This window comes from Nocardia sp. NPDC051990 (assembly GCF_040680755.1).
Lineage (GTDB): Bacteria > Actinomycetota > Actinomycetes > Mycobacteriales > Mycobacteriaceae > Nocardia.
The window spans coordinates 353,374-375,447 of record NZ_JBFAXH010000004.1 but is presented as its reverse complement, the minus strand read 5'-3'; the positions used below and the strand labels follow the sequence as shown (position 1 = coordinate 375,447).

The following is a 22,074-nucleotide window of genomic DNA, read 5'->3' as shown; positions in this document are numbered from 1 at the left end:
GCTATCTCAGTTCTCCGGCGGCGCAGTCGAATACCTCGTTCAACGCATCGCGCAGCAGGTTCGCGTAGGTATCGATGTCCGGTAGGGCGGCGGTGTCGGCGTGGACCGAGATGGTGACGGTGTCGCCGAGGCCGTGAACGCCGTGCGTCAGGCGCATGACCGAGCCGATCGCAGGGAAGCCGCCGGTGAAGCGGACGGGTGCGCCGCCGAAGGTCAGGTCGGCGGCGCCGCGGTACACACTGGAGACCACGGTGTGTCCGGCGATCGAATCGGGGACGGTGTCGAGCGGGTAACGCTCGATATCACGGCGCAGCAGTGGGGCGGGAGTGACGGCGGTGACGCGGTCCTGCGCGGTGAGCAGCGGGTGGCGCGCGCGGGTACGGCGGTCTGCGAGTGCGGCGGCGATCTTGTTCGCGCGGACCGGTAGATCCGGTTCGTCGATGAACAGATCGACGCCGAGGCTGCGGTAGTTATTGCGAGCCGCTACCCGATTGTCGGACAACGCCATCGGCACCTGCGCGCCAAGACGGTCCATTCGCGCACCACGCACCGTGAGGTAGCGATCCAGCGCGATCGACACGGCTGTCAGCGCGACCACGGTCACGGTGTGGCCCGGGATACGCATCCGTTCGGCATCGCAAACGATCATCCGCACCTGATGAGCAGGCCGAGCTGTCGAATCGGTCCGGTTCACCAGACTCGGTGTGAAACCGGGCCCCGGCCCCGGAACCCTTCCCGCCCTGGTCGATTCGGCCAACTCCTGCTGCGCCCGGAATGCCTCGTACCCGCGAATCACCGTGCGCGCGAACTGAATCGGCATCCGAAGCAGCGCCAGCCCCGAATGCACGTGTATGGGATCCACCGGCGCCGCTTCGACCACTGCCGCACCGAGGCGTCGACAGAGGCCGACAGCTTGCTCACCCAACGCCCGAGCAACCGAATCCCGCAACGCAGCGACCGGCGTGGGACCAAAGGCGGCACCGGCAATCGGCGCAGTTCCGGCGACTTGCCGGGACACAGCGAACTCCTCGGCCAGAGCAACTGAATCCCGCAACGCAAGAACCGGGGCGGCATCAACAATCGGCGCGGCGAGGCCAACCGGCGCAGCCCCGTCGACCTGCTCGGACGCCACCACATGCTCATCCAGCGCAGTCGATCCGTCCTGCGCAACGGCCCCCTCGGCCGCAACCGGTCCCTCCCGCACAGCCACCCCGCCCCGCGCAATCAACTCGCCCGACGCGACCGCCGCACCCCCACCGACCTCGGTAAACAGCGCCCTGGCAATCTCCGCACCCCGCCGCCCATCCGCCAACGCGTGCGACATCTGCAGCACAACCACCGTCGCGGGTCCCGAACCCCCGGGAGCACCGTCGACCCCGCGGAACACATGCAATCGCCACGGACGCACCGCGGCATCCACTCCGGTGCCGAGCAGTTTGCCGAGCACCGTACACACACCCGGCCAATTCGGTTCCGGAAGGAAATGTTCCACAAATTGCTCGGCACGGAATTCGCATCGAACCCATGCCGGATAGTCCAGATCGCCGGGCAGCGCGCGCAGCCGCACCGATAGATCGGCAATGTCGGCACTGCGCCGCACGACGAACTCGCGCAGTTCCGCACCGGAATACCCGGAATCGTCGAAGCAATACAGCATGAAGAGGTCATTTCGGGTACGGCTGGAGAGCCAGTACATCGTCGCGTCCTGGGCGGCCACCGTACTCACGGCTCGACGATATGGCACCGGTTACCGGCGGGAGCGGGCAGCACCGGAAAAAGTGAATGATCTTGTTCCACATTGCGATCCGGAAAGCTATCGATTCCTGGCCGATCCCCTGCTACCGTCTGTAGTAGAACATGTACCACCTCTCACCCAAAGCGAGGTGTCGGCCATGGCTATTGACATAGGTCGCGGGGCAGCCGAACAGGCCGACTCCTTCGACGAGCGATATCGGGCCGCGGCATTCGTCAAGCGGTCGATCAACAAGGTTTTTCCGACCCACTGGTCGTTCCTACTCGGCGAAATCGCGCTCTACACCTTCATCATCCTGGTGCTGTCCGGTATCTATCTGACGCTGTACTTCGACCCCTCGATGGCCGAAGTTACCTACAACGGCGCCTACCAACCACTGCGCGGCTTGACCATGACTCGCGCCTACGAGACGGCGCTGAACATCTCCTTCGAGGTCCGCGGCGGTCTCTTCGTGCGCCAGGTCCACCATTGGGCCGCACTGCTTTTCGCGGCCTCGATCATCGTGCACCTTTTCCGGATCTTCTTCACCGGCGCCTTCCGCAAGCCGCGCGAGGCGAACTGGGTGCTCGGCTCACTGCTGCTGATCCTGGCCATATTCGAGGGATACTTCGGCTACTCGCTGCCCGACGACCTGCTCTCGGGCACCGGCCTGCGGGCGGCCTTCTCGTCCATCACGCTCGGCATTCCGCTCATCGGCACCTGGATGCACTGGTTGATGTTCGGCGGCGACTATCCGGGCGAGATCATCCTGCCGCGTCTGTTCATCACGCACGTGCTGCTCTTCCCCGGCATCATGCTCGCGCTGATCGCCGCGCATATCGCGTTGGTCTGGTACCAGAAGCACACCCAGTTCCCGGGTCCGGGCCGCACCGAACGCAATGTGATCGGCACTCGCATCGTGCCGGTATTCTCGCTGGATCAGGGCGCGTTCTTCGCGTTCACGCTCGCTGTCGTCGCGATAATGGGCGGCCTGCTGCAGATCAACCCGATCTGGGCCTTCGGCCCCTACAACCCGGCCAAGGTATCGGCGGGCACCCAGCCGGACTTCTACATGATGTGGACCGACGGCTTGATGCGCCTGATCCCGCCCTGGGAGCTGTATCTGGGCCGCCATACCGTGCCCGGATCGTTCTGGGGTGCGCTGACCATGGGCCTGGTCTTCACCGTGCTGATCGCCTATCCGTGGATCGAACGGCGCCTGACCAAGGACACCGCGCACCACAATCTGCTACAGCGCCCGCGTGACGTGCCGGTCCGCACCGCGATCGGCGCGATGGCGATCACCTTCTACGTGATACTGACGCTGTCCTGCGTGAACGACATCATCGCCTACAAGTTCGACGTCTCGCTGAATGCGACCACATGGGTCGGCCGGATCGGCATTCTGACCCTGCCTGCGGTGGCTTACTATGCCGCTTACCGCATCTGCCTCGGCTTGCAGCGCAGCGACCGCGCGGTGCTCGAGCACGGCATCGAAACGGGCATCATCAGGCGGTTGCCGGATGGCGAGTACATCGAAATCCACCAGCCGCTCGGTCCGGTCGACGAGCACGGTCACCCGATTCCACTGACCTACCAGGGCGCGGCGGTGCCGAAGAAGATGAACAAGCTGGGTTCGGCGGGCAAGCCGGGCACCGGCGGATTCTTCCGCCCCGATCCATGGCAGGAGTCCCGCGCCAATCGGGCGGCCGAGCACGAGGAAGAGCGCAAACAACTCGCCGTACTACGCGCGGTTCAGGAGCGGACCGACGGCCAGCAGCATTGAGAAAGGGCCGCTGAACACCTGCGAAGGCCCCGAGTCCGTGCCGACCCGGGGCCCGTGCTGTTGGTTCGGACGTACCTGTTGTTCAGGCGCGTCCGAACTCCCCCCGTGACATTCCGCTTAGGAATGCATCCCATTCGCCTGGCGAGAACGCCAACAACGGACCTTTGCCGTTGTCTTTGGTGTCGCGGACCGCCACATTGCCGTCGACGAGAAAAGCGACTTCCACGCAGTTCCCATCGGGGCCGCTGTATGTGCTCTTACGCCACACAGCACCCGCCAAGTCAACTTCCACGGCACTAGCTCCTTTGCTGCGTCGAGAACGAGATTTTCTTTTGACATCGTTCTAACTAGCACCGGCATCCGGCGCGGAACGCCGAATCCCGCGGTGCGCCTTGCCAAAGCGCGCGACTTTCACGGTGCGTCGTGATCGCACTGCACTACGAGGTGAATTCACCTCACGGGGTCGCCCCCGCGCGCTAAACACTAGCAGGTTCATCCATAATTTGCCGATCTCTTGCCCGCTCAGTCATCGCATTTGCCAATCTTGCGAAGATTGAAAGTTGCGGAAACATTGCCGGAAGATGACATTCATTCCTATGTTTGCTGGGCAGCAAACATTTGCCGATGTGATTGCCCCGTGATCCGTCAATTTATCAAGATCGACCGAACTCGGGTGGACGCCTTCGACTCCGTCCGTGGATGATGGGCAGCATGGTCGAACGCCCGCGCGACGAGGCAGGTCGCGCACGTAATACCCGCCCACGCGACCGGTTCGGGCGGCCGTTGCCGGTCGGCAGCGTCGGTGTGCCGCGAATTCCGGATGACCTGAATCTGCCACCCCAGCAAACTCTTTCCTACGCCCAGCAACTGCTCGATGACGGCCTGGCATTCAACGCACACGAGGTATTGGAGGCCGCGTGGAAGAACGGGCCGTTCGCCGAAAGGATGCTGTGGCAGGGTCTCGCACAATATGCGGTCGGACTGACCCACATCCAGCGCGCGAATCCGAAGGGCGCACACACCCTGCTCACCCGTGCGGTGACCCGGCTGCGCGCCTATGCGGCCGAGCCGGACACCGACCAATCGAACCGAAACAGCGATATGCCATATGGAATCGACCGCCGGGGTCTGATCGCGCACGCCGAGGCACTGCTGGCCGCCCTCGACAGCGGGACCGCGATTCCCGAAGACCGACTCAAGCCGCGTCTGCTGATCCGATGAGCCGTGCCGGAGCCCCTAGCATGGCAAATGTGCCAGTAACCAGAACTCCAGCAGGCAGGTATGCTCCGAGCCCGTCCGGCGATCTGCACCTCGGCAATCTGCGCACCGCGGTGCTGGCCTGGTTGTTCGCGCGGTCGACCGGACGCCGATTCGTGCTCCGTATCGACGATCTGGATCGCGTCCGGCCCGGCGCCGAACAGCGCCAACTGGCGGACCTCGCCGCGATCGGGCTGGACTGGGACGGTCCGGTCGTCCGGCAGAGCGACCGGCTGCCCCACTACCAGGCGGCCATCGATCGGCTCACCGCCGCCGGACGCACCTACGAATGTTATTGCACCCGAAGGGAAATCCAGCAGGCCGCGACCGCACCGCACGGCCCGCTCGGCCACTATCCGGGCACCTGCCGTGACCTGACCGCGGCCGAGCGGGCCGCACATCGCGCCGACGGACGTCCGGCCGCGCTGCGATTGCGTGCGCAGGTGCGCGAATTCGAGATCACCGATGAATTGCACGGGCGTTACCGCGGCCCCGTCGACGATGTCGTGCTGCGCCGCGGTGACGGAATTCCGGCGTACAACCTGGCCGTCGTCGTCGACGATGCGGAGCAGGGCATCGATCAGGTGGTCCGCGGCGACGATCTACTGCCGTCGACGCCGCGCCAGGCATATCTCGCGACGCTGCTGAACCTTCCGGTCCCGCACTACGCACATATGCCGCTGGTGCTCAATGCCGCGGGCAAGCGACTGGCCAAACGCGACGGCGCGGTGACACTCGCCGACCAGCTCGCCCTCGGCAACCCACCCGACCGGGTCGCGGCCGCACTGGCCTGTTCACTGGGCTATCCCCCGGTTTCGTCCGCCCAGCTACTCGACCAATTCAACCCGGCCGATCTGACCGGAGAGCCGTGGATACTCGATGAGAATGGGTTGTTGCAACCCGCGCGATGTCCGTAACGTACGCAATCGACCGATCTACTGATCACTGACGAGGACAGATATATGACAAGCGGTGGGTACGACCCCAACCAATATCCGCAAGGCGGGCAGCAATACCCCGGCGGCCAGCAATACCCGGGTGGACAGCAGTACCCGCAGGGACAGCCGCCTCAGTACGGACAGCAGCCACCGCAGTACGGGCAGCAGCCCGAGTACGGGCAGCAGCCTCAGTACGGGCAGCAGCCACCGCAATATGGCCAGCAGCCCCAGTACGGACAGCAGCCACCGCAATACGGCCAGCAGCCCCAGTACGGACAGCAGCCATATGATCAGCCCCAATACGGGCAGTCGCCGCAGGATCCCTACGGCCAGCAGCAGCCCTACCCCCAGCAGCCCTATGGCGAGCAGCCGGGATACGGATACGGCGGACAGCCCGGAGATATCGGAACCCGCATCGGCGCCCGTGTCATCGATCACCTGATCGTCGGCATCCCGGTCTACGTCATTATCTTCTTCATCCTGGGCTCCGGACTCGGCGGCCAGATCGTGACCGGTCTGGTTGGCGCGATCGCATTGCTCGGGTACTTCGTCGGCATGGAGACCTCGCAGGGAACCACCCTCGGCAAGAAGATCCTGGGCCTCAAGGTCGCCGCCCCGGGCGGTGCGGCGAAGATCGCCCCGGAGGTTTCGCTGAAGCGCAACCTCTATGTCGCCCTCGGCATCATTCCGTGCATCGGTGGCCTGGCCGAGCTCGGCCTGATCATCTACATGATCATCACCACCTCGCAGGACCCGAACAAGCAGGGCTGGCACGACAAGTTCGCCGGCGGCACCCAGGTCGTCAAGGCCTGATCAGGTCACAGACCCTAGGTACGCATCAGGGGCGCTCCCGAAAACGGGAGCGCCCCTGATGCTTTCGAGTCCTATCTCGTCGACAGTGCGATATTGAGAATCACATAGACGATGGCGAGCGCGATGCCGCCCGCACCCACCCAGATACCGGCCAGCGCCATGCCGCGGCCCTCCTGTCCGCGCTCCTTGATCTGATTCAGCGCGATGACACCGAGCACGATTCCGACGATCGAACCGATGCAGGTGCACAGCCCGACCACTGAGGCGACCAGCGAACCGATCGCGAGTCCATTGGTGCCCTGCGCCTGCTGCTGATACCCGTACGGCTGATACGCATTGGGATAGGCCGGAGTCTGCGGGTACGGCTGCTGCGCGCCGGCGACCGGCTGCTGCGGATAGCTCGGGTACTGCGGCTGCGGTGGCGGCGTCGCGGCCGGCGGCTGCGGGTACTGCGGCGCGGATGGATACTGTGGTGCCGAGGGGTACTGCGGGACCGACCCCTGGGCGCCAGCGTCCGGCGACACGCCTTCGCCGCCGTACTGTTTCCACCATTCGTCGGAATCGCCGGGATTCGTCATTGGTACAGCCTATTCCACAACCTGGTTGGATGAAGCGCGTGAGTGAGTCCAAAACAATCGAAGAACACCCAGAATCTGGGGGCCCCGCGGCGGCCCACGCGGCATTCGCCGTCGCCGCGCGGGGCTACTACACTCCCGTCGTCGCGCTGTTCACCGCGACGCTGATCATCTCGAATATCTGCGCAACCAAAGGCGTCCAATTCTTCACCGATCATTCGGTGCAGGTCGGCCCCATCGAGATCCTGCCGATCTCCACCGACGGTGCGTGGTTCCTGTTCCCCCTGGCCTACATCATCGGCGACGTCCTCAGCGAGGTCTACGGCTTCAAGGCCGCCCGCCGGGCCATCTACTACGGCTTCGCCATTCTGCTGCTCACGGTCGTCTGCTTCAAGATCGCCATCGAACTGCCCGCCGCAACCTTCTACGACAATCAGGAAGCCTTCCGGTCCGTCATCGGCACCACGCCACAACTGGTCACCGCGGGCCTAGCCGGCTACTTCATCGGCGAGATGCTCAATTCGGCCTCGCTGGTGCTGATCAAGGAGAAGACCAAGGAAAAGCACCTGTGGGCCCGGCTGATCGGCTCCACGATCGTCGGCGAATTCGGTGACACGCTGATCTTCTGCTCGATCGCGGCCACCGCCATCGGCATCGACAGCTGGGGACAGTTCATCAACTACGTGATCGTCGGATTCATCTGGAAGACCCTCGCCGAGGTCATCGTGCTGCCGATCACCTACCGAGTGATCGCCTTCCTGAAGAAGCACGAGCCGAGTTACGCGCCACGCGAAACCACCGCGATCCTGAGCTGAATCATGTGACGCCGCAGGCTAGCTCATCACGTAAACCACGACAGAGCGAGCCTTACAAGCGAGGAGTCGGCGGCCGGTCTCGCAGCGCGAAGGCACGGCCATCGACTCGGTCCAGTCGTCGAAGCGCATGCGACGCAGCGCCGGCCTCACCCGGCATGCCCAAGTGCTGAACCATCCACACATCGCCAACCACCACGGAGCGAGTCTTACGAGGGAGGAGTTCGCGGCCCGTCTCGCGTCCGCGCCGTAGGCGCGGCCATCGAACACAGCCGAGTCGTCGAAGCGCATGCGCCGAAGGCGCGAGTCTCGACGGCGCCGCTAGCGACTGCTTGCAGGTCGCTCGAGAGGGTCAGTCGCGAGACAGCAGGGGCCGCGAACCCGCCGCGCCGCAGGCGCGGCAATCAAACAGAGCCTTTCCAGCGGCCAAGGGTTTCGGCTCTGTACTCATCGAAATAGCCGCCATCGATGCTCTCGCGAATCCGGTCGACGAGCCGAATCGTGAAGCGCTCATTGTGAATTGTGCACAGGGTCGAGGCCAGCATCTCCTTGGCCTTGAACAGGTGATGGATATAGGCCCGGGTGTAGTTCGCGCAGGTGTAGCAGTCGCAGGTGTCGTCGATCGGGGTGAAGTCACGGCGAAATCGGGCATTATTGATATTGAATCTGCCGTCGGCGACATAGATCGCCGCATTGCGCGCGACCCGGGACGGGTTCACACAGTCGAAGGTGTCCGCGCCGTTCTCCACCGCGACGAAGATGTCCTCCGGTTCGCTGATGCCGAGCATATGCCGCGGCTTATCCTCGGGCAGTTCGTCGCAGCACCAGCCGACAATGCTGCCGAGGTTGTGCTTTTCCAGCGCACCGCCGATGCCGTAGCCGTCGAACCCCGTTCCGGCACTACCGCGCAGCGATTCCAGTTCCCGACAGGCCTTGCGGCGCAGGTCTTCGTATTGCGCGCCCTGGATCACCGCGAACAGCGCCTGATATGGGCGATGCGTGCGCGCGGCGGTCAGCCGTTCGTGCTCGTCGATGCAGCGCTGCGCCCATTCGTGCGTGCGCTGCAGTGACTTCTCCTGGTAGGCACGGGTATTCAGCAGTGTGGTCAACTCGTCGAAGGCGAACATGATGTCCGCGCCGAGCTGATGCTGGATACCCATCGAAACCTCCGGTGTGAACCGGTGTTTCGAGCCGTCGAGATGGGAGCGGAAGGTGACGCCGTCATCGTCGACGGTGGCCAAGCGCTCTTTGCCCGCGGCGATCACGTCATCGCTTCGGACGTCGACCGCCTCCATGGCCAGCACCTTCTTGAAGCCGACACCCAGCGACATCACCTGGAAGCCGCCGCTGTCGGTGAAGGTCGGGCCGGGCCAGTTCATGAATGTGCTCAGCCCACCCGCCTCGTCCACGATGTCGGATCCGGGCTGCAGGTACAGGTGGTAGGCATTCGCCAGCAGCGCTTGTGCACCGAGTTCCCGCATGGTCTCGGGCAGCACCGCTTTCACCGTCGCCTTGGTACCGACCGGAATGAATGCCGGCGTCGCGATATCACCGTGCGCTGTGCTGATCACGCCCGATCGACCATGTCGGCCCGGGAGACGGGTACCGACGGTGAACGAGAAGCTATCAGGATCAGACACGCGAACATCCTCCCAGGACCACAATCGGCCGGACGCACCAGGCACCCGGCCGATGTTCCGGTCAGGCCTCGGCGGCTGCCGCGGCGAACTGGGCGTTGTAGAGGCGGTAGTAGGCGCCGCGTTCGTCGAGCAGGCGCTCGTGGTTGCCGTGTTCGACGATGCGGCCCGCCTCCATGACGACGATCAGGTCGGCGTCGCGGATGGTGGAAAGGCGGTGGGCGATGACGAAACTGGTGCGGTCCCGCCGCAGCGCCGCGGTCGCATGCTGGACCAGCGCCTCCGTGCGGGTATCGACCGAACTGGTCGCCTCGTCAAGGACCAGGATGGACGGCTTGGCCAGGAAGGCGCGGGCAATGGTGATCAGCTGCTTCTCGCCCGCGCTGACGCCCGAACCTTCCTCATCGATGACCGTGTCGTAACCGTGCGGCAGCGCGTGGACGAAGCGATCGACATAGGCGGCGCGCGCGGCCTCGAGAATATCTGCCTCGCTGGCATTCGGATTGCCGTAAGCGATGTTCTCCCGAATGGTGCCCTTGAACAGCCAGGTGTCCTGCAGCACCATGCCGATTCTGGAACGCAGGTGATCGCGGGTGATCTCGGTGATATCGACACCGTCGATGGTGATGGTGCCCGCATCGAGTTCGTAGAACCGCAGCAGCAGATTCACCAGGGTGGTCTTGCCCGCACCGGTCGGACCGACAATGGCGACCACATGTCCGGGCTCGGCAACCAGCGACAACCGCTCGATGACCGGCGTCTCGGGTTCGTAGCGGAACGACACCGCCTCGAACTCGACCCGGCCGCGATCGACCGGACGGGTGTTCTCCATGACCGGGTCCGGCGACTGTTCCTCGGCATCGAGGATCTCGAAGATCCGCTCGGCCGAGGCGACACCGGATTGCAGCAGGTTGGCCATCGCACCGATTTGGGTCAGCGGCTGGCTGAACTGTCGTGAGTACTGGATGAAGGCCTGTACCTCACCGAGCGACAGATTGCCGGTCGCCACCCGCAGACCGCCGACCAGCGCCACCAGCACGAAGTTCACATTCCCGAGGAACATGATCGAGGGCATGATCAGCCCGGAGATGAACTGCGCCTTGAAACTCGACTCGTAGAGGTCGTTATTGCGCTTATCGAATTCCTGACCGACCTCCCGGTTGCGGCCGAATGCGCTGACCACCTCGTGCCCGGTGAAGGCCTCCTCGACCTGCGCGTTCACCATGCCGGTGTACTTCCACTGGTTGACGAAGTGCGGTTTGGAGCGCTTGGCGATCTGCGTGGTGACCACGATCGCGGCGGGCACGGTGAGCAGGGCGATCACCGCGAGTAGCGGCGAAATCCAGAACATCATGATCAGGATGCCGATCACCGAGAACAGCGAGAGGATCAGCTGGCTCATGGTCTGCTGCAGACTCTGCGACACATTGTCGACGTCATTGGTGACGCGGCTGAGCAGGTCACCGCGCGGAGTGGAATCGAAGTAGCGCAACGGAAGTCGATGGATCTTGTCCTCGACCTCGCTGCGCAGCCGCTTCACCGTGCGGTTGATGACGATATTGAGCAGGAAGGACTGCAACCAGCTGAACACCGCGGCGCCGATATAGAGCAGCAATACCAGCATCAGCACCTGGCCGACCGCGCCGAAATCCACACCGACACCCGGGGTGACATCCATCGCGCCGAGCATGTCGGCGAAGGTGTTGTTACCCGATGCCCGCAGCTGCTGGATCGCCTCTTCCTTGGTGATGCCACTGGGCAGCTGGCGGCCGACCACACCGTCGAAGACCACATTGGTGGCCTTGCCGAGCAGGTAGGGACCGAGCGTATTCAGCACCACCGAGACGATCGCGAGCCCGACGATCACGCCGACGTATCCGCGCTCGGGCGCCAACCTGCGCAATAGCCGTTTCAGCGACGGGCCGAACGATCTCGCCTTCGCGTCCGGCGCACCGGGATTCACCCCTCCGGGTCTCATCGGATCTCCTCCCGCCGGGTCCGGTGCCCGTCGCCGCTCACATCGGGCGGCGATCCGTTGCGCTTGGCGAAGACGACCGCGGCCTCATCGGCGCCGAGCTGCGAGGCGACGATCTCCTGGTATTCCGCGCAATCGCGCATCAACTGCTCATGGGTGCCGATCCCGACCACCACGCCGTCCTCGAGCACCACGATCTGATCGGCATCGCGGATGGTGGTAACTCGTTGCGCCACAATGATTACCGAGGCATCCCTGGTCTCCGGCCGCAATGCCTCGCGCAGTCGGGCATCGGTGGCGACATCGAGTGCGGAGAACGAATCGTCGAACAGGTAGACCCGCGGCTTCTTCACCAGCGCCCGCGCAATGGCCAATCGCTGACGCTGTCCGCCCGAAACAGTGGTGCCGCCCTGCGCGACCGGCGTCGCCAGCCCCTGCGGCATATCGCGCACGAAGTCGGCGGCCTGCGCGATCTCCAGACAGCGCCACAGTTCCTCGTCGGTGGCGTCCGGATTGCCGTAGCGCAGATTGCTGGCGATGGTTCCGGAGAACAGATATGCCTTCTGCGGCACCAGCCCGATCTGCGCGCGCAGCACTTCCAGGTCGATATGGCGGACATCGGTGCCGCCGACGTAGACAGCGCCGTCGGTCACGTCGATGAGCCGGGGAATCAGATTGACCAGCGTTGTCTTGCCCGCACCGGTGGAACCGACGACCGCCGTGGTCGTACCCGGCTCGACCTGGAACCGGATCGCCGACAGCACCGGCTTCTCCGCACCGGGAAAGGCGAATTCGGCGAATTGCAGATCGACCTGCGCCGGATCGGTCTTGAACGGCTGCGGCAGCCGCGGCGGCACCACCGAGGTCTCGGTCTCGAGCACCTCACCGATCCGGTCGGCCGAGACGGCCGCGCGCGGCGCCATCATGGCCAGGAACGAGGCCATCATGACAGCCATCAGGATCTGCATGATGTAGGACAGCATCGCGGTGAGCGAGCCTATCTGCATCTCGCCGTCGTTGATCAGATGTCCGCCGAACCAGATCACCGCGACCGCGGTGGCATTGCTGATCAGCATCACCAGCGGGAACATCAGCGCCATCAGCCGCCCGACCCGCAGCGCGGATTCGGTGAGTTCGGTGTTGGCCAGCCCGAAGCGCCAGGTCTCCTGCCGTTCGCGCACGAACGCACGCACCACTCGGATACCGGTGATCTGCTCGCGCAGCACTCGGTTGACCTCATCGATCCGGTGCTGCATATCGCGGAAACCGGGCACCATCTTCGCCACGATGACGCCCATCGAGATGGCCAGTGCGGGCACCGCGATGAGCAGCAGCCAGGACAGTCCGAGATCCTCGCGCAGCGCCATGAAGATGCCGCCGATACACATGATCGGCGCCATCACCAGGATGGTCGCCGACATCACGATCAGCAGCTGAACCTGCTGAATGTCGTTGGTGTTACGGGTGATAAGCGAGGGCGCGCCGAACATACCGACCTCGCGCGCGGAGAAGGTGCCGACCCGGTGCAGTACCGCACCGCGCAGATCCCGACCCGCACCCATCGCCGCCTGCGCGCCGAGATAGACCGAACAGGCCGAGGCGATGATCTGCACGCCGGTGACCGCGAGCATCCACAGTCCGGTGGTCCAGATGTAGCCGATGTCGCCCTTGGTGACCCCGTTATCGATGAGATCGGCGTTCAAGGTCGGCAGGTACAGCATCGCGATGACCGAGATGAGTTGTAGGCCGACGACGCCCGCCAATTGGGCCCGGTAGGGGGCCAGATGAGTGCGAAGCAGTCTGATCAGCATAATGAAAAGGAGGCTACCGTCATTCCGCCCAGTACGTCGTGAGCATTCGTGACCAGCAGCGATATCGGCGCGCGAGGCTTTCGGCCCGCATGACTCGATGCGAATTATCGCCGCGCCCAGGCACCAGGATCCTCGGTGAGCGCGCCGATGAATCCGGGCAGCCGATCCCGCGCGATATCGTCGATGGACACATTCTCCAGCACCGCACGAATATTCACCCGCAATGCGATCCACACCCGCTGCAATGGTTCGGCCGCACCCGAATAGCGCACATCCTCCGGACGCTCGCCGCGCACCGAGGCCAGCGGGCCCTCGATCGCCCGGATCACATCGGCGATGGAGATCTGCGTGGCCGGGCGGGCCAGCCAATAGCCCCCATCCGGGCCGCGCCTACTTGTCACCAGATCAGCTCTGCGCAATTCCGCGAGTACGGTCTCCAGCACCTTGGGCGGTATGTGCTGCGCGGTCGCAATCGCCTCGGCCTTCACTACCGGCGCGACCTGCACGGCGACCCGATCCGACGCACCGTAGGTCTGTGGTGCGCGGGCGATCTCCAATAGGGTTCGCACCGCGTAATCGACCCTCGCGGTGATGTGCACGGCGGCTACTCCCTGGCCTCTTCGGTGTTCGAACGAATCTACGCGGTATGACAGCCGGTGAGCACACAAGTGGCCGCGTCCAGCAGTGTGCGCTCCACCACGGAATCCTCGACGCCGGGCACGAGTTCGTCGGACAACAGCGCGACCCCGAGCACCTCCAACGCCGCACTCGCGCGCAGCTCGGCGACAGCGTCGGCGCCGGGTCCGGCGAGCCATTCGCGCAGCACCCGAGTCGAATCCAGCATGTCGGGATACCGGTCGGCCATGACATTGATGATCGCGACGGTGTCGCGGACACACAGCGCACCGGCGTCGCGATGGCGGATCATGCCGCGCAGATAGGCGCGCAGCACAGCGCGCACACCCTCCGCATCGTGCGGGACCGCATCGATATCCTCGATCACCGAGCGCAGGTGATCGATGATCGGATCGACGATCGCCAGCAGCAGATCGAGCTTCGAGGCGTAGTGATAGTAGAGCGAAGCCTTTGTGATTCCTACCGCATCCGCGACCTCGCGCAGGCTCGTCTGTTCGAATCCTTTGGCCGCGAACAGCCTCACCGCGGCATCGCGGATTGCCATTTTTGTGCCGCCAGCTGCGACAACAGCGTCTCCCGCGTCACGAACTGTCATCGGATGATCCTCTCATCACTTATGCGCTGAGCTAACGTTGCCACCAGAGGGGAGGTTGTACCTCCGCTTAACCCGTGGGTAGTCTACCTACCGCACGGTAGGCAGGAAGCGTCAATTGGAGGCGGGGTCGGCAGGGCAATCCCCGCGAGTGCTTGTCTACGCGCCGCGCACCAGCACGTAACTCAGCCACCCGCTAGCGACTTGCCTGCAGGTCGCTCGAAAAGGTCAGCTAGGAGAACCCTTTCGTGTCCGTTTATCTGTACAGATGGGGAAAGTTCGCTTTCCGCAGGAAATGGATAGTGCTTCCGGTCTGGCTTGTCCTGTTCCTGCTGCTCGGCGGCCTCGGCGCGCAGCTGAAGGAGCCGATGACCAATGACTTCAGCATGCCGGCCCTGCCCTCCGCCCGTGCCAACGACATCCTCGACAAGCACTTCCCCGGCGCCTCCGCCGCCTTCAAATTCGACGCCGTCACCGGCACCTATGTCATTGCCGCACCCGAAGGTCAGAAGCTGACCGATCCGGCGAACCGGGCGGCGCTGGCGGCCTTCATCGACAAGCTCGGCACGCTCGACATCGTCGACCACAGCAAGCCGGTGCTGAATCCGGTCGAGGCCGCCGAACAGTCGGGCTGCATCGCCGACCCAGACCCGTCCAAGTGCAGTGGCGCACCGTTGAACGTGCTCAGCAAGACGGCTCCCGACACCGTCGCCTTCTTCAGCGTCCCGTTCACCATCAAGTCGTTCACCGATGTCACCGACGAGCAGCGCCAAGCGGCCTACGAGGTCGCCAACGATGCCCGCAATGCCGGGCTGCAGGTGGAGATGAGCGGCTCGATCGCGATGCAGAACGCGGCCCCGAGCGGTAAGTCCGAGCAGATCGGTATGGGCATCGCACTGGTTGTGATGATCATCGCCTTCGGCGCCATTGTCGCCGCTTTTGTGCCGATCATCACCGCGATCGTCGGCCTCGGCGCGGCTACCTCGCTGATCTTCCTCGGCACCTCGATCATCGAGGTGCCCAGCTTCACGACCTTCCTCGCGTCCATGATCGGCATCGCCCTGTCGATCGACTACGCGTTGTTCATCGTGTCGCGCTACAAGCACGAACTGGCAGTGCAGGATTCGCCGGAGGAGGCGGCCGGTACCGCACTCGGTACGGCGGGTTCCGCGGTGGTGTTCGCTGGTTTGACCGTCATCATCGCGCTCGGCGGGCTCAGCATCGTCGGCGTGCAGTTCATGACGTTCATGGGTCTGGGTGGTGCGATCGCCGCGGCGTTCGCGGTGCTCACCGCCATCACGCTGATGCCCGCGCTGCTCGGTGCGTTCGGCCGGTTCCTGTTCAAGCCGAAGCTGCCGATCGTGGCCAAGCACGATCCCGAGGATGACAAGTCGGTCACCAACGGCATGCGCGTCGGCCGGTTGATCGGCAAGGCGCCCGCGGTGACGCTGTTGCTCAGCGTGGTCGTACTCGGTCTGCTCGCGGCACCCGCCGCCGGTCTGAACCTCGGCCTGCCCGGCGACGACAGCCAGCCCAAGACCTCCACCATCCGCAAGGCCTACGAGCTGCGCACCGAAGGTTTCGGCGAGGGCAGCAACGGCGTGCTGAATGTCGCGGTCGACCTCGCCGAGGTGCCCGCCGACCGGCGCGAGGCCGCGGTGAACGCGCTGCGGTCCAAGCTCGCCTCCTACTCGGGCATGGATTACGTGACCGAACCCAAGTGGAGTGGTGCGGACAAGGCGGGCGCGCTGCTCGACGGCGTGCCGAAGTCGGGGCCGAACAACCAGGCCACCAAGGATCTGGTCAGTGACGCCCGCGATGCCGAAGCGCAGATGCAGTCCGAGTACGGCATCGAATACGGCATCACTGGCACCACGGCGATCTATGCCGATGTCGACCATGTGCTGCTGAGCAAGATCGTGCCGTACCTGGCGATCGTGGCCGGCGCCGCATTCCTGCTGCTGATCCTGGTATTCCGCTCGATCCTGGTGCCGTTGACCGCGGCGCTCGGCTTCCTGCTCTCCATGGCGGCCACCTTCGGTGCGACGGTGCTGATCTTCCAGGAGGGCAAGCTCGGGCTGATCGAGGATCCGCATCCGCTGATCAGCTTCCTGCCGATCATGCTGATCGGCCTGGTGTTCGGTCTGGCCATGGACTACCAGGTGTTCCTGGTGACCCGGATGCGTGAGGAATTCGTCAACGGCAAGTCGCCGAAGGATGCGATGGTCGCCGGGTATCACCACGGCGCCCGGGTCGTCACCTCGGCCGCGGTCATCATGATCTCGGTGTTCGGTTCCTTCCTGCTGGAAACCGATGTCACGGCGAAGTCGTTCGGCTTCGCCCTGGCGGCAGGCGTATTGATCGATGCGTTCATCGTCCGGATGGTCCTGATCCCGTCGCTGCTGGTACTGATGGGCAAGTGGTCCTGGTGGATTCCGAAGTGGCTGGATCGGATCCTGCCGGATATCGACATCGAGGGCGCGAAGCTGCGTGAGCTGCAGCAGCGGTCCGCGGAGACGGTGCGGGTGCCGGTCGGCGTGAGCTGATCGGAACCAAACCGCTCGGCCCCGCACCCGAAGATTCGGGTGCGGGGCCGAGTGCGTTTCGGGACGACCGCGCTTTCGTGACGGCCGCGTCTTGATCTTGCAGGCGGTACGCGGCAGACTCGGAGAAGTTCGACTCTTCAGCTCGGTATTGCGCCGACGCATGTGGTCGGTGTGGCAGTTCGTGAAATGCCGAGCTTCGAATTCAGAACGCTCCCACTGGGATTCACCGACGACGAACCGAATTCCGGTGGGAACCAGGGCATTACTGGCTGGGCTGCGGAAGATTACATTCGTTGACCTTCGGGTTCACACCCATGTAGTTGAGCGGACCGGCCAGCACCGTCACGGCAATGGTGCCGAAACCAGCACAGTTGATCGGGGCGTTGTCGAAGTTATGGCGCTGACCTGCGGCGATAACGCCGATGGCCAGCCAGATCAGCAGGAGCAGTCCTAGCAGTCGGGTCCCAGCGGAAGGCGCTGGTCTCCGGTCGGGCACCCGCTCGCGCATCGTCATCGCTTCCTTTCGCACTCGCGTACCACCGCGGATACCCGAACACGAGACGAACACTCTCCCGGCCGATGAGCGCTTGTGCCGATCAGCACATATCGGGCATCGATCGGCAAGGTAAGCACCGTTTTTGCGAATCCGACCGATCTATCGTCATTTACTTAGGACACCTATCTTTTGGGCTGTGCATGTTCAGCCACGCACGGCTCGCGCGGTGCCAGCGCCCACCCTCATCCTCGCCGCTATGGTCAGTATCCAACCAGGTGCGGGCTTGGCCAAGTACCTGTTCGACGTTATCGGCGTCAGCACGGCGAGCGTGTGGTTGGCCGTCGCCGGCGCCGTCGCGCTGCTGCTGTGGTGACCCTCGCCGGGCGTCGATCGCGCGGCATTGCCCGGCATCATCGAACTCGGTGCGGCCGTCGCCGGATGAATCTGTGCTGCCGCCCTCGGCCTCGCCATCATCGCCTCGGCGGGCGCTGCCGACGGCGGTTCGACGAAAGCTGCTGAACCACAGCGGGTTCTGGAGCCGGTACCGGTCTAAGGACTCGGTTGCGGGACATTGCAGTCGGCGATCTTGGGGGCGCCGGGCCCGCAGGAGAAAGCCCGTGCGCCCAACACTGAATCAGCTGCGGCAGTGGCGATTACAGGCGCCTTTGTACATCGGAGTGTCGTCCGGCCACCTCGGCAGCAACCTACGAGGGTTGACGGATCTCGGTGACGATGGTGTAGAGCTCGATAATGACGCCGTCTTTGGTACGAGCGATGTCCATGCCGTTGACCACCGACGGTTGGTTGGCGGGCCCGTACTGGAACCCTAGGTGGCCGACATCGTCGAGCTCCGACGCTGGGCCCAACGGGCGGAAGATCCAGTCCGGGTTTTCGGCACGCACCTCTGCGGCGCGGCGTTCGAGGTCCTTGCGCCCGTACACAATTCGGTCCGGTTCGTGCCACACCACATCTTCGTGATAGGTCTCGGCAATGGCCGCGGCCCGGCGGGCCGGGTCGGGTTCGTTGAATACGTCGAGAAGGTTGCGTCGCATGAGATCGGCGGGAGAACTGTGCATGGCGAGTCCTTTCGCGTGAAGTCATCGCTGTCGTACAACATTGAACATTCCGCTCGGGGGAATCAGTTCCGGGCGATCTCGGACTGCCCGGCTCCAGGTGGCGGTGATGCCGCACAACGGTTTTGCCAACCAGGTATTGATCCCTGCCGGAAGGCTACGGCTGTTTTCCGGCCAGGCTCTCCCGCATTGCTTCGACGGCCGCAGTCGGTTCGTAGCCATCGGGAACACCCTCGACCATGATGATGTCGCCGTCGATGTGGCGTGAGCGCAGTGGCGCAATGTCCCGGTATGCGGGCGATTCCCACCATGCTCTCGCGTCCGCGATCCCGGGAAAGCCGATCATGACAACGTGTCCGGGCCAGCTGCCCTCCTTCACCTCGTGCTGTGCCATGTGCACGAGGTAGCGGCCACCGTATGGCGCGAAAGTGCCGGGAAGACGCTCGATGTACTCGGCGATCTCCGGATGTGGGGCAGCATCCTGCAGGTGGGCAATCACATACGCGGGCATGATGATGTCCTTTCGGTCTACCGGTCTCGCCTGATAGCGATCTTGACACGCCGGAGGAACCGCGTCGATTACCCCAGAGGTAAGCAAAGCAAGATGCCCAAAGCCGCCTGGATCAGCGAACTAGCGAAGAAGAACATCGACACAGAATCCGCAGCCTGAGTGGTCTCATTCGATTCGACAGCTACCGCCCACGACGCGAGTTCTCAGACGCTCACTCAGGCATTCGACTGGCAGGAAGTCTCACTGCGTCCACCACCACCGCCTGCGGCGCATGATGACGGCGGCAGTGATGGTCGCGCACATCCCGACCTGGCAGCCGTTCTTACGGGCAGACGTCACAACAGCCAACCGGGCCGGTTGTCCACCCATACGACCGGCCGGGGAATCGTGCCGTCGCCGATGCACACCCACAGCGTGGAGGTGGGCATCCCGTGATAGCGGTCCCTGATCATGGCGGTATCGGCGAACCGCACTGTCGGCGGCCGTAGGAACGACTCACCCTCCGGGCTCCAAGCACTGATGCACGCCAACGACCAGCCGCTATAGTCGCCGATTTCGATATCGGGTGTGGGCACCCACGCGTAGGCGCTGTGCCGCCAGGCGGACAACTTCGAAGCTGGCACTCCGGTCAGCAACGCGAACTGGGTGAGGCCGAAGTAGCGGCGGAGCCCAGCGTCGCGCGAGTCCGGCCGGTACGCGGCTGCCCTCGGCATCCGACTCGCGGGGGGCCTCACCGCTCACCCCACTCGCGCATCGCGTCCGCGACCCGCTCTACCAATTCGACAGGCAGGCCGATCGGGCGCGGCGGCCCAACAAACGCAGTCCGCTCCGGCAACTCGGTATCGACCACAGAGGCGGCGTCGATGTCGATGAACGCCACGCTGAGCGCGGGCGTGGCGGTCTCCACCACGGGTACCTCGACCGCGTCGAATTCGTCGACCCAACCATCGTCTCCGACGAGACCCATCGTGCCGTCGCTGAACTCGATGTAGCCGCTCACCGCACAGCCCTCGCGTCCGGCACAGCCTCCCCAGCGTCGACGAGGCACCAGAACGCGCTGTACTTCGCGGCACACAGGTCCGTCGCGCATTCACGGTGCCGCTGCATCTCCGCGTGCGCTTGCACCGGGCTATAGGGTGCGGTGGGCGCGCGGTGCGACGGCTCGAGCTGCCAGGAGTCGATGCTCAGCGAGCCTTGTGCCGCAACGCGTTCGAGGATGTCAGCGACCGGTATCGCGCCGTCGGGGTAGGCGTCGCCGCCACGGTCTAGCACCCAGGGCAGAAAGACGAACAAGAGCCAGCCGAGCAGCAGTACAGCCGCAATGGTGACAAGGGTGGCGATGAGTTCCGCGGTCATGGGCGTGCCGCCTCAATGTGATGTGTGTCCGGTTAGGTGGGGCACGCAGCACCGAGACGGCCTTGACCGGCCAGGCGGTCAGAGCGAAAATCTGGCCATCACTTCGGGATATCAAGAACCCACCCCGGCACTGCGTGCTATGACCAGCATCAATCTGTCGAACGCTGTGAAGTGACAAGGATTTTTGTCATGCTTGCACCGGGGACACGGGAGTGGATTACATGAGTCAGCAGCATGTCGGTGTCGGCCAGCGAGTGGCCGAGATGCGGCGATTGGCCGGTTGGTCACAGCCGCGGTTAGCCGCGGAGGCGAATGTCTCGACGTCGTTGGTGCGCGCCGTGGAACAAGGCCGCGCCCCAGCAAGCGCGGCGTTCATCTCGGCGTGCGCGAAAGCGCTACGGATGAGTGCGGCTGAGTTGATGGGCCAGCCATACCCGCGCACTACCAACGAAGAGCGTGAGGTCTCGGCCGGAATCGCCATCATCCGTAGCGAGGTCGCTGCCTACGACCTGCAGCCTGCCGGAATCCAGCCGCGTCCGCTCGCGGCGATCACTGATGACGTCGAGCTGATCCGAAAGTTCCGGCGTTCGGCCAACTTTCACAAACTGTCAGCCGAACTGCCGTCGTTGCTGACCGAGACTCGCGCCGCCATGTACCTGTCGAGCGGGCACCAACGCGAGCAAGCATGTGTATTGCTGTGCGAGCTGTACAGCAGCGCAAGGAGTTTGGCTCACAAGCTCGGCTATACCGACTTGGCGACGATGGCCGTCGAACGTCTCTGGTGGGCAGCGCATATGTCTGGCGACAAAGTGTGGATGGCTGCCGCACAGTTCCATCGGGCGTCTGTTCTCACCTCCGCTGGTGACTGGAATTCCGCACTCACGTATCTGGATGACTGCCGCGCCGATATGGAATCTCGCGTCGGTTCCGGTGATCCCGCCGACTTGATCGGTTGGGGTAGCCTGCATTTGCAGTCTGGTCTGGCTGCGGCGCGGGCGGGTGACCGCGACACCGCCGACGCGCACCTGGCCGAAGCAAAAGCGGCGGCCGACCGGATCGGTAACCCCGATTTTCACGACCCAGTGCTGAGCTTCGGTACGGCGAATGTCGGCATCTGGTCGGTCAGCTTGGCTGTGGAGATGATGGACGGCACCGAAGCGGTCAAGCGGGCCGATGGCCTGGTGATCCCAGCGAGCACGCCGAAGTCGCGCGTAGGGCACATGTACATCGATCTGGCTCGAGGGTTCCTGCTGCACGGTGATCGGGCTCGGACGATGGGTGCGTTGCAGACGGCGAAGAAGGTGGCGCCGACGCAGACGCGTTACCACCCGCAGGTCCACGAGACCGTGCGCGTACTTGCCCGTGCGGAGGCGCGGAGCACGGAAACCCTGCGAGGCTTCGCGGCTTGGTGCGGCATCGCCTAGGTCGTACGCATCCGACCTTCCGTCGGTGTCAGCTCACGCAGACAGGGCTTCACGCAAACATTGCGGCGGTATGATCGCGTGCGCGCGACCACACGCAAACCGCG

The 22,074-nt window shown here is 64.2% G+C and carries 22 protein-coding genes; 8 read left to right on the top strand and 14 right to left on the bottom strand.

Annotated elements, in window-relative coordinates; all coding sequences use genetic code 11:
- Position 1: 1 nt before the first annotated feature.
- Positions 2-1,726 carry a WS/DGAT domain-containing protein gene (locus tag AB0L63_RS10895; protein WP_364497763.1) on the bottom strand — a complete coding sequence of 575 codons (1,725 nt, stop codon included), beginning with the start codon at positions 1,724-1,726 and terminating at the stop codon, positions 2-4.
- 166 nt (positions 1,727-1,892) lie between these two features.
- Between AB0L63_RS10895 and AB0L63_RS10890 the strand changes: the two genes are divergently transcribed.
- Entirely contained in the window at positions 1,893-3,518 is a 1,626-nt protein-coding gene (locus AB0L63_RS10890; RefSeq protein ID WP_364497760.1) for a cytochrome bc complex cytochrome b subunit, read from the top strand.
- Positions 3,519-3,600: 82 nt separating this feature from the next.
- Here the strand turns inward: AB0L63_RS10890 and AB0L63_RS10885 are convergent, their stop codons facing one another.
- Positions 3,601-3,786, bottom strand: coding sequence for a DUF397 domain-containing protein (locus AB0L63_RS10885; RefSeq protein WP_364498224.1), 186 nt, complete (start codon positions 3,784-3,786; stop codon positions 3,601-3,603).
- Positions 3,787-4,229: 443 nt separating this feature from the next.
- Here AB0L63_RS10885 and AB0L63_RS10880 point away from each other — a divergent pair, with 443 nt between their 5' ends.
- Genes AB0L63_RS10880 through AB0L63_RS10870 form a run of 3 tightly spaced genes read left to right on the top strand, consistent with a single transcriptional unit; the run spans position 4,230 to position 6,526 of the window.
- Entirely contained in the window at positions 4,230-4,739 is a 510-nt protein-coding gene (locus tag AB0L63_RS10880; protein WP_364497757.1) for a DUF309 domain-containing protein, read from the top strand.
- Positions 4,740-4,768: 29 nt separating this feature from the next.
- Entirely contained in the window at positions 4,769-5,692 is a 924-nt protein-coding gene (gene gluQRS, locus AB0L63_RS10875) for a tRNA glutamyl-Q(34) synthetase GluQRS (RefSeq protein WP_364497754.1), read from the top strand.
- A 45-nt stretch (positions 5,693-5,737) separates the two neighbouring features.
- Entirely contained in the window at positions 5,738-6,526 is a 789-nt protein-coding gene (locus tag AB0L63_RS10870) for an RDD family protein (RefSeq protein ID WP_364497752.1), read from the top strand.
- Between the two features lie 71 nt (positions 6,527-6,597).
- Here the strand turns inward: AB0L63_RS10870 and AB0L63_RS10865 are convergent, their stop codons facing one another.
- The gene (locus tag AB0L63_RS10865; RefSeq protein WP_364497750.1) at positions 6,598-7,104 is read right to left on the bottom strand and encodes a DUF4190 domain-containing protein; all 507 of its coding nucleotides are present in this window, start codon (positions 7,102-7,104) and stop codon (positions 6,598-6,600) included.
- A 29-nt stretch (positions 7,105-7,133) separates the two neighbouring features.
- On the opposite strand from AB0L63_RS10865, the gene AB0L63_RS10860 reads away from it, so the two are divergent.
- Positions 7,134-7,916 carry a queuosine precursor transporter gene (locus AB0L63_RS10860; RefSeq protein ID WP_364497748.1) on the top strand — a complete coding sequence of 261 codons (783 nt, stop codon included), beginning with the start codon at positions 7,134-7,136 and terminating at the stop codon, positions 7,914-7,916.
- Positions 7,917-8,317: 401 nt separating this feature from the next.
- Here AB0L63_RS10860 and tgt read toward each other — a convergent pair whose 3' ends face one another.
- The 5 genes from tgt to AB0L63_RS10835 all read right to left on the bottom strand — a co-directional run bounded on the left by tgt (position 8,318) and on the right by AB0L63_RS10835 (position 14,567).
- Positions 8,318-9,553, bottom strand: coding sequence for a tRNA guanosine(34) transglycosylase Tgt (gene tgt / locus AB0L63_RS10855; protein ID WP_364497745.1), 1,236 nt, complete (start codon positions 9,551-9,553; stop codon positions 8,318-8,320).
- A 61-nt stretch (positions 9,554-9,614) separates the two neighbouring features.
- Positions 9,615-11,528, bottom strand: coding sequence for an ABC transporter ATP-binding protein (locus AB0L63_RS10850; RefSeq protein ID WP_364497743.1), 1,914 nt, complete (start codon positions 11,526-11,528; stop codon positions 9,615-9,617).
- On the bottom strand, positions 11,525-13,336 hold the full coding sequence (locus AB0L63_RS10845) for an ABC transporter ATP-binding protein (RefSeq protein ID WP_364497741.1): 1,812 nt from the start codon (positions 13,334-13,336) through the stop codon (positions 11,525-11,527). Before AB0L63_RS10845 ends, AB0L63_RS10850 begins: the two co-directional genes overlap by 4 nt.
- 104 nt (positions 13,337-13,440) lie before the next feature.
- Positions 13,441-13,935, bottom strand: a complete 495-nt coding sequence (locus AB0L63_RS10840) for an Rrf2 family transcriptional regulator (RefSeq protein WP_364497739.1) — start codon at positions 13,933-13,935, stop codon at positions 13,441-13,443.
- 38 nt (positions 13,936-13,973) lie between these two features.
- Complete coding sequence (locus tag AB0L63_RS10835) at positions 13,974-14,567, bottom strand: TetR/AcrR family transcriptional regulator (RefSeq protein ID WP_364497736.1); 594 nt, start codon at positions 14,565-14,567, stop codon at positions 13,974-13,976.
- Between the two features lie 245 nt (positions 14,568-14,812).
- Between AB0L63_RS10835 and AB0L63_RS10830 the strand changes: the two genes are divergently transcribed.
- Complete coding sequence (locus AB0L63_RS10830; protein ID WP_364497733.1) at positions 14,813-17,110, top strand: MMPL family transporter; 2,298 nt, start codon at positions 14,813-14,815, stop codon at positions 17,108-17,110.
- A 262-nt stretch (positions 17,111-17,372) separates the two neighbouring features.
- Here AB0L63_RS10830 and AB0L63_RS10825 read toward each other — a convergent pair whose 3' ends face one another.
- Positions 17,373-17,618, bottom strand: a complete 246-nt coding sequence (locus AB0L63_RS10825) for a hypothetical protein (protein WP_364498221.1) — start codon at positions 17,616-17,618, stop codon at positions 17,373-17,375.
- A gap of 214 nt (positions 17,619-17,832) precedes the next feature.
- Between AB0L63_RS10825 and AB0L63_RS10820 the strand changes: the two genes are divergently transcribed.
- A complete protein-coding gene (locus tag AB0L63_RS10820; protein ID WP_364497730.1) occupies positions 17,833-17,979 on the top strand; it encodes a hypothetical protein in 147 nt (48 codons plus the stop codon).
- Between the two features lie 331 nt (positions 17,980-18,310).
- On the opposite strand, the gene AB0L63_RS10815 is transcribed toward AB0L63_RS10820, so the two are convergent.
- The 5 genes from AB0L63_RS10815 to AB0L63_RS10795 form a co-directional block, all read right to left on the bottom strand.
- Positions 18,311-18,682: a nuclear transport factor 2 family protein gene (locus tag AB0L63_RS10815; RefSeq protein ID WP_364497727.1), complete on the bottom strand. Its 372-nt coding sequence runs from the start codon at positions 18,680-18,682 to the stop codon at positions 18,311-18,313.
- A 154-nt stretch (positions 18,683-18,836) separates the two neighbouring features.
- Positions 18,837-19,190: a DUF1330 domain-containing protein gene (locus AB0L63_RS10810; protein WP_364497724.1), complete on the bottom strand. Its 354-nt coding sequence runs from the start codon at positions 19,188-19,190 to the stop codon at positions 18,837-18,839.
- 335 nt (positions 19,191-19,525) lie between these two features.
- Positions 19,526-19,903 carry a hypothetical protein gene (locus AB0L63_RS10805; protein WP_364497721.1) on the bottom strand — a complete coding sequence of 126 codons (378 nt, stop codon included), beginning with the start codon at positions 19,901-19,903 and terminating at the stop codon, positions 19,526-19,528.
- A 17-nt stretch (positions 19,904-19,920) separates the two neighbouring features.
- Positions 19,921-20,190 (bottom strand): hypothetical protein, encoded by a 270-nt coding sequence (locus AB0L63_RS10800; RefSeq protein ID WP_364497718.1) that lies wholly within the window; start codon positions 20,188-20,190, stop codon positions 19,921-19,923.
- Positions 20,187-20,546 carry a hypothetical protein gene (locus AB0L63_RS10795; RefSeq protein WP_364497704.1) on the bottom strand — a complete coding sequence of 120 codons (360 nt, stop codon included), beginning with the start codon at positions 20,544-20,546 and terminating at the stop codon, positions 20,187-20,189. The genes AB0L63_RS10800 and AB0L63_RS10795 overlap by 4 nt, the downstream gene beginning before the upstream one ends.
- Positions 20,547-20,767: 221 nt before the next feature.
- Here AB0L63_RS10795 and AB0L63_RS10790 point away from each other — a divergent pair, with 221 nt between their 5' ends.
- The gene (locus AB0L63_RS10790; protein WP_364497715.1) at positions 20,768-21,970 is read left to right on the top strand and encodes a helix-turn-helix transcriptional regulator; all 1,203 of its coding nucleotides are present in this window, start codon (positions 20,768-20,770) and stop codon (positions 21,968-21,970) included.
- Positions 21,971-22,074 lie beyond the last annotated feature (104 nt).

What these genes read in the sequence shown, in the direction of transcription:
- AB0L63_RS10815 (WP_364497727.1), bottom strand. Translation starts at nt 18,682, where the DNA reads ATGCACAGTTCTCCCGCCGATCTCATGCGACGCAACCTTCTCGACGTA.
- AB0L63_RS10810 (WP_364497724.1), bottom strand. Translation starts at nt 19,190, where the DNA reads ATGCCCGCGTATGTGATTGCCCACCTGCAGGATGCTGCCCCACATCCG.
- AB0L63_RS10860 (WP_364497748.1), top strand. Translation starts at nt 7,134, where the DNA reads ATGAAGCGCGTGAGTGAGTCCAAAACAATCGAAGAACACCCAGAATCT.
- AB0L63_RS10850 (WP_364497743.1), bottom strand. Translation starts at nt 11,528, where the DNA reads ATGAGACCCGGAGGGGTGAATCCCGGTGCGCCGGACGCGAAGGCGAGA.
- AB0L63_RS10865 (WP_364497750.1), bottom strand. Translation starts at nt 7,104, where the DNA reads ATGACGAATCCCGGCGATTCCGACGAATGGTGGAAACAGTACGGCGGC.
- AB0L63_RS10845 (WP_364497741.1), bottom strand. Translation starts at nt 13,336, where the DNA reads ATGCTGATCAGACTGCTTCGCACTCATCTGGCCCCCTACCGGGCCCAA.
- AB0L63_RS10825 (WP_364498221.1), bottom strand. Translation starts at nt 17,618, where the DNA reads ATGCGCGAGCGGGTGCCCGACCGGAGACCAGCGCCTTCCGCTGGGACC.
- AB0L63_RS10880 (WP_364497757.1), top strand. Translation starts at nt 4,230, where the DNA reads ATGGTCGAACGCCCGCGCGACGAGGCAGGTCGCGCACGTAATACCCGC.
- AB0L63_RS10790 (WP_364497715.1), top strand. Translation starts at nt 20,768, where the DNA reads ATGAGTCAGCAGCATGTCGGTGTCGGCCAGCGAGTGGCCGAGATGCGG.
- AB0L63_RS10835 (WP_364497736.1), bottom strand. Translation starts at nt 14,567, where the DNA reads ATGACAGTTCGTGACGCGGGAGACGCTGTTGTCGCAGCTGGCGGCACA.
- AB0L63_RS10805 (WP_364497721.1), bottom strand. Translation starts at nt 19,903, where the DNA reads ATGCCGAGGGCAGCCGCGTACCGGCCGGACTCGCGCGACGCTGGGCTC.
- AB0L63_RS10890 (WP_364497760.1), top strand. Translation starts at nt 1,893, where the DNA reads ATGGCTATTGACATAGGTCGCGGGGCAGCCGAACAGGCCGACTCCTTC.
- AB0L63_RS10870 (WP_364497752.1), top strand. Translation starts at nt 5,738, where the DNA reads ATGACAAGCGGTGGGTACGACCCCAACCAATATCCGCAAGGCGGGCAG.
- AB0L63_RS10795 (WP_364497704.1), bottom strand. Translation starts at nt 20,546, where the DNA reads ATGACCGCGGAACTCATCGCCACCCTTGTCACCATTGCGGCTGTACTG.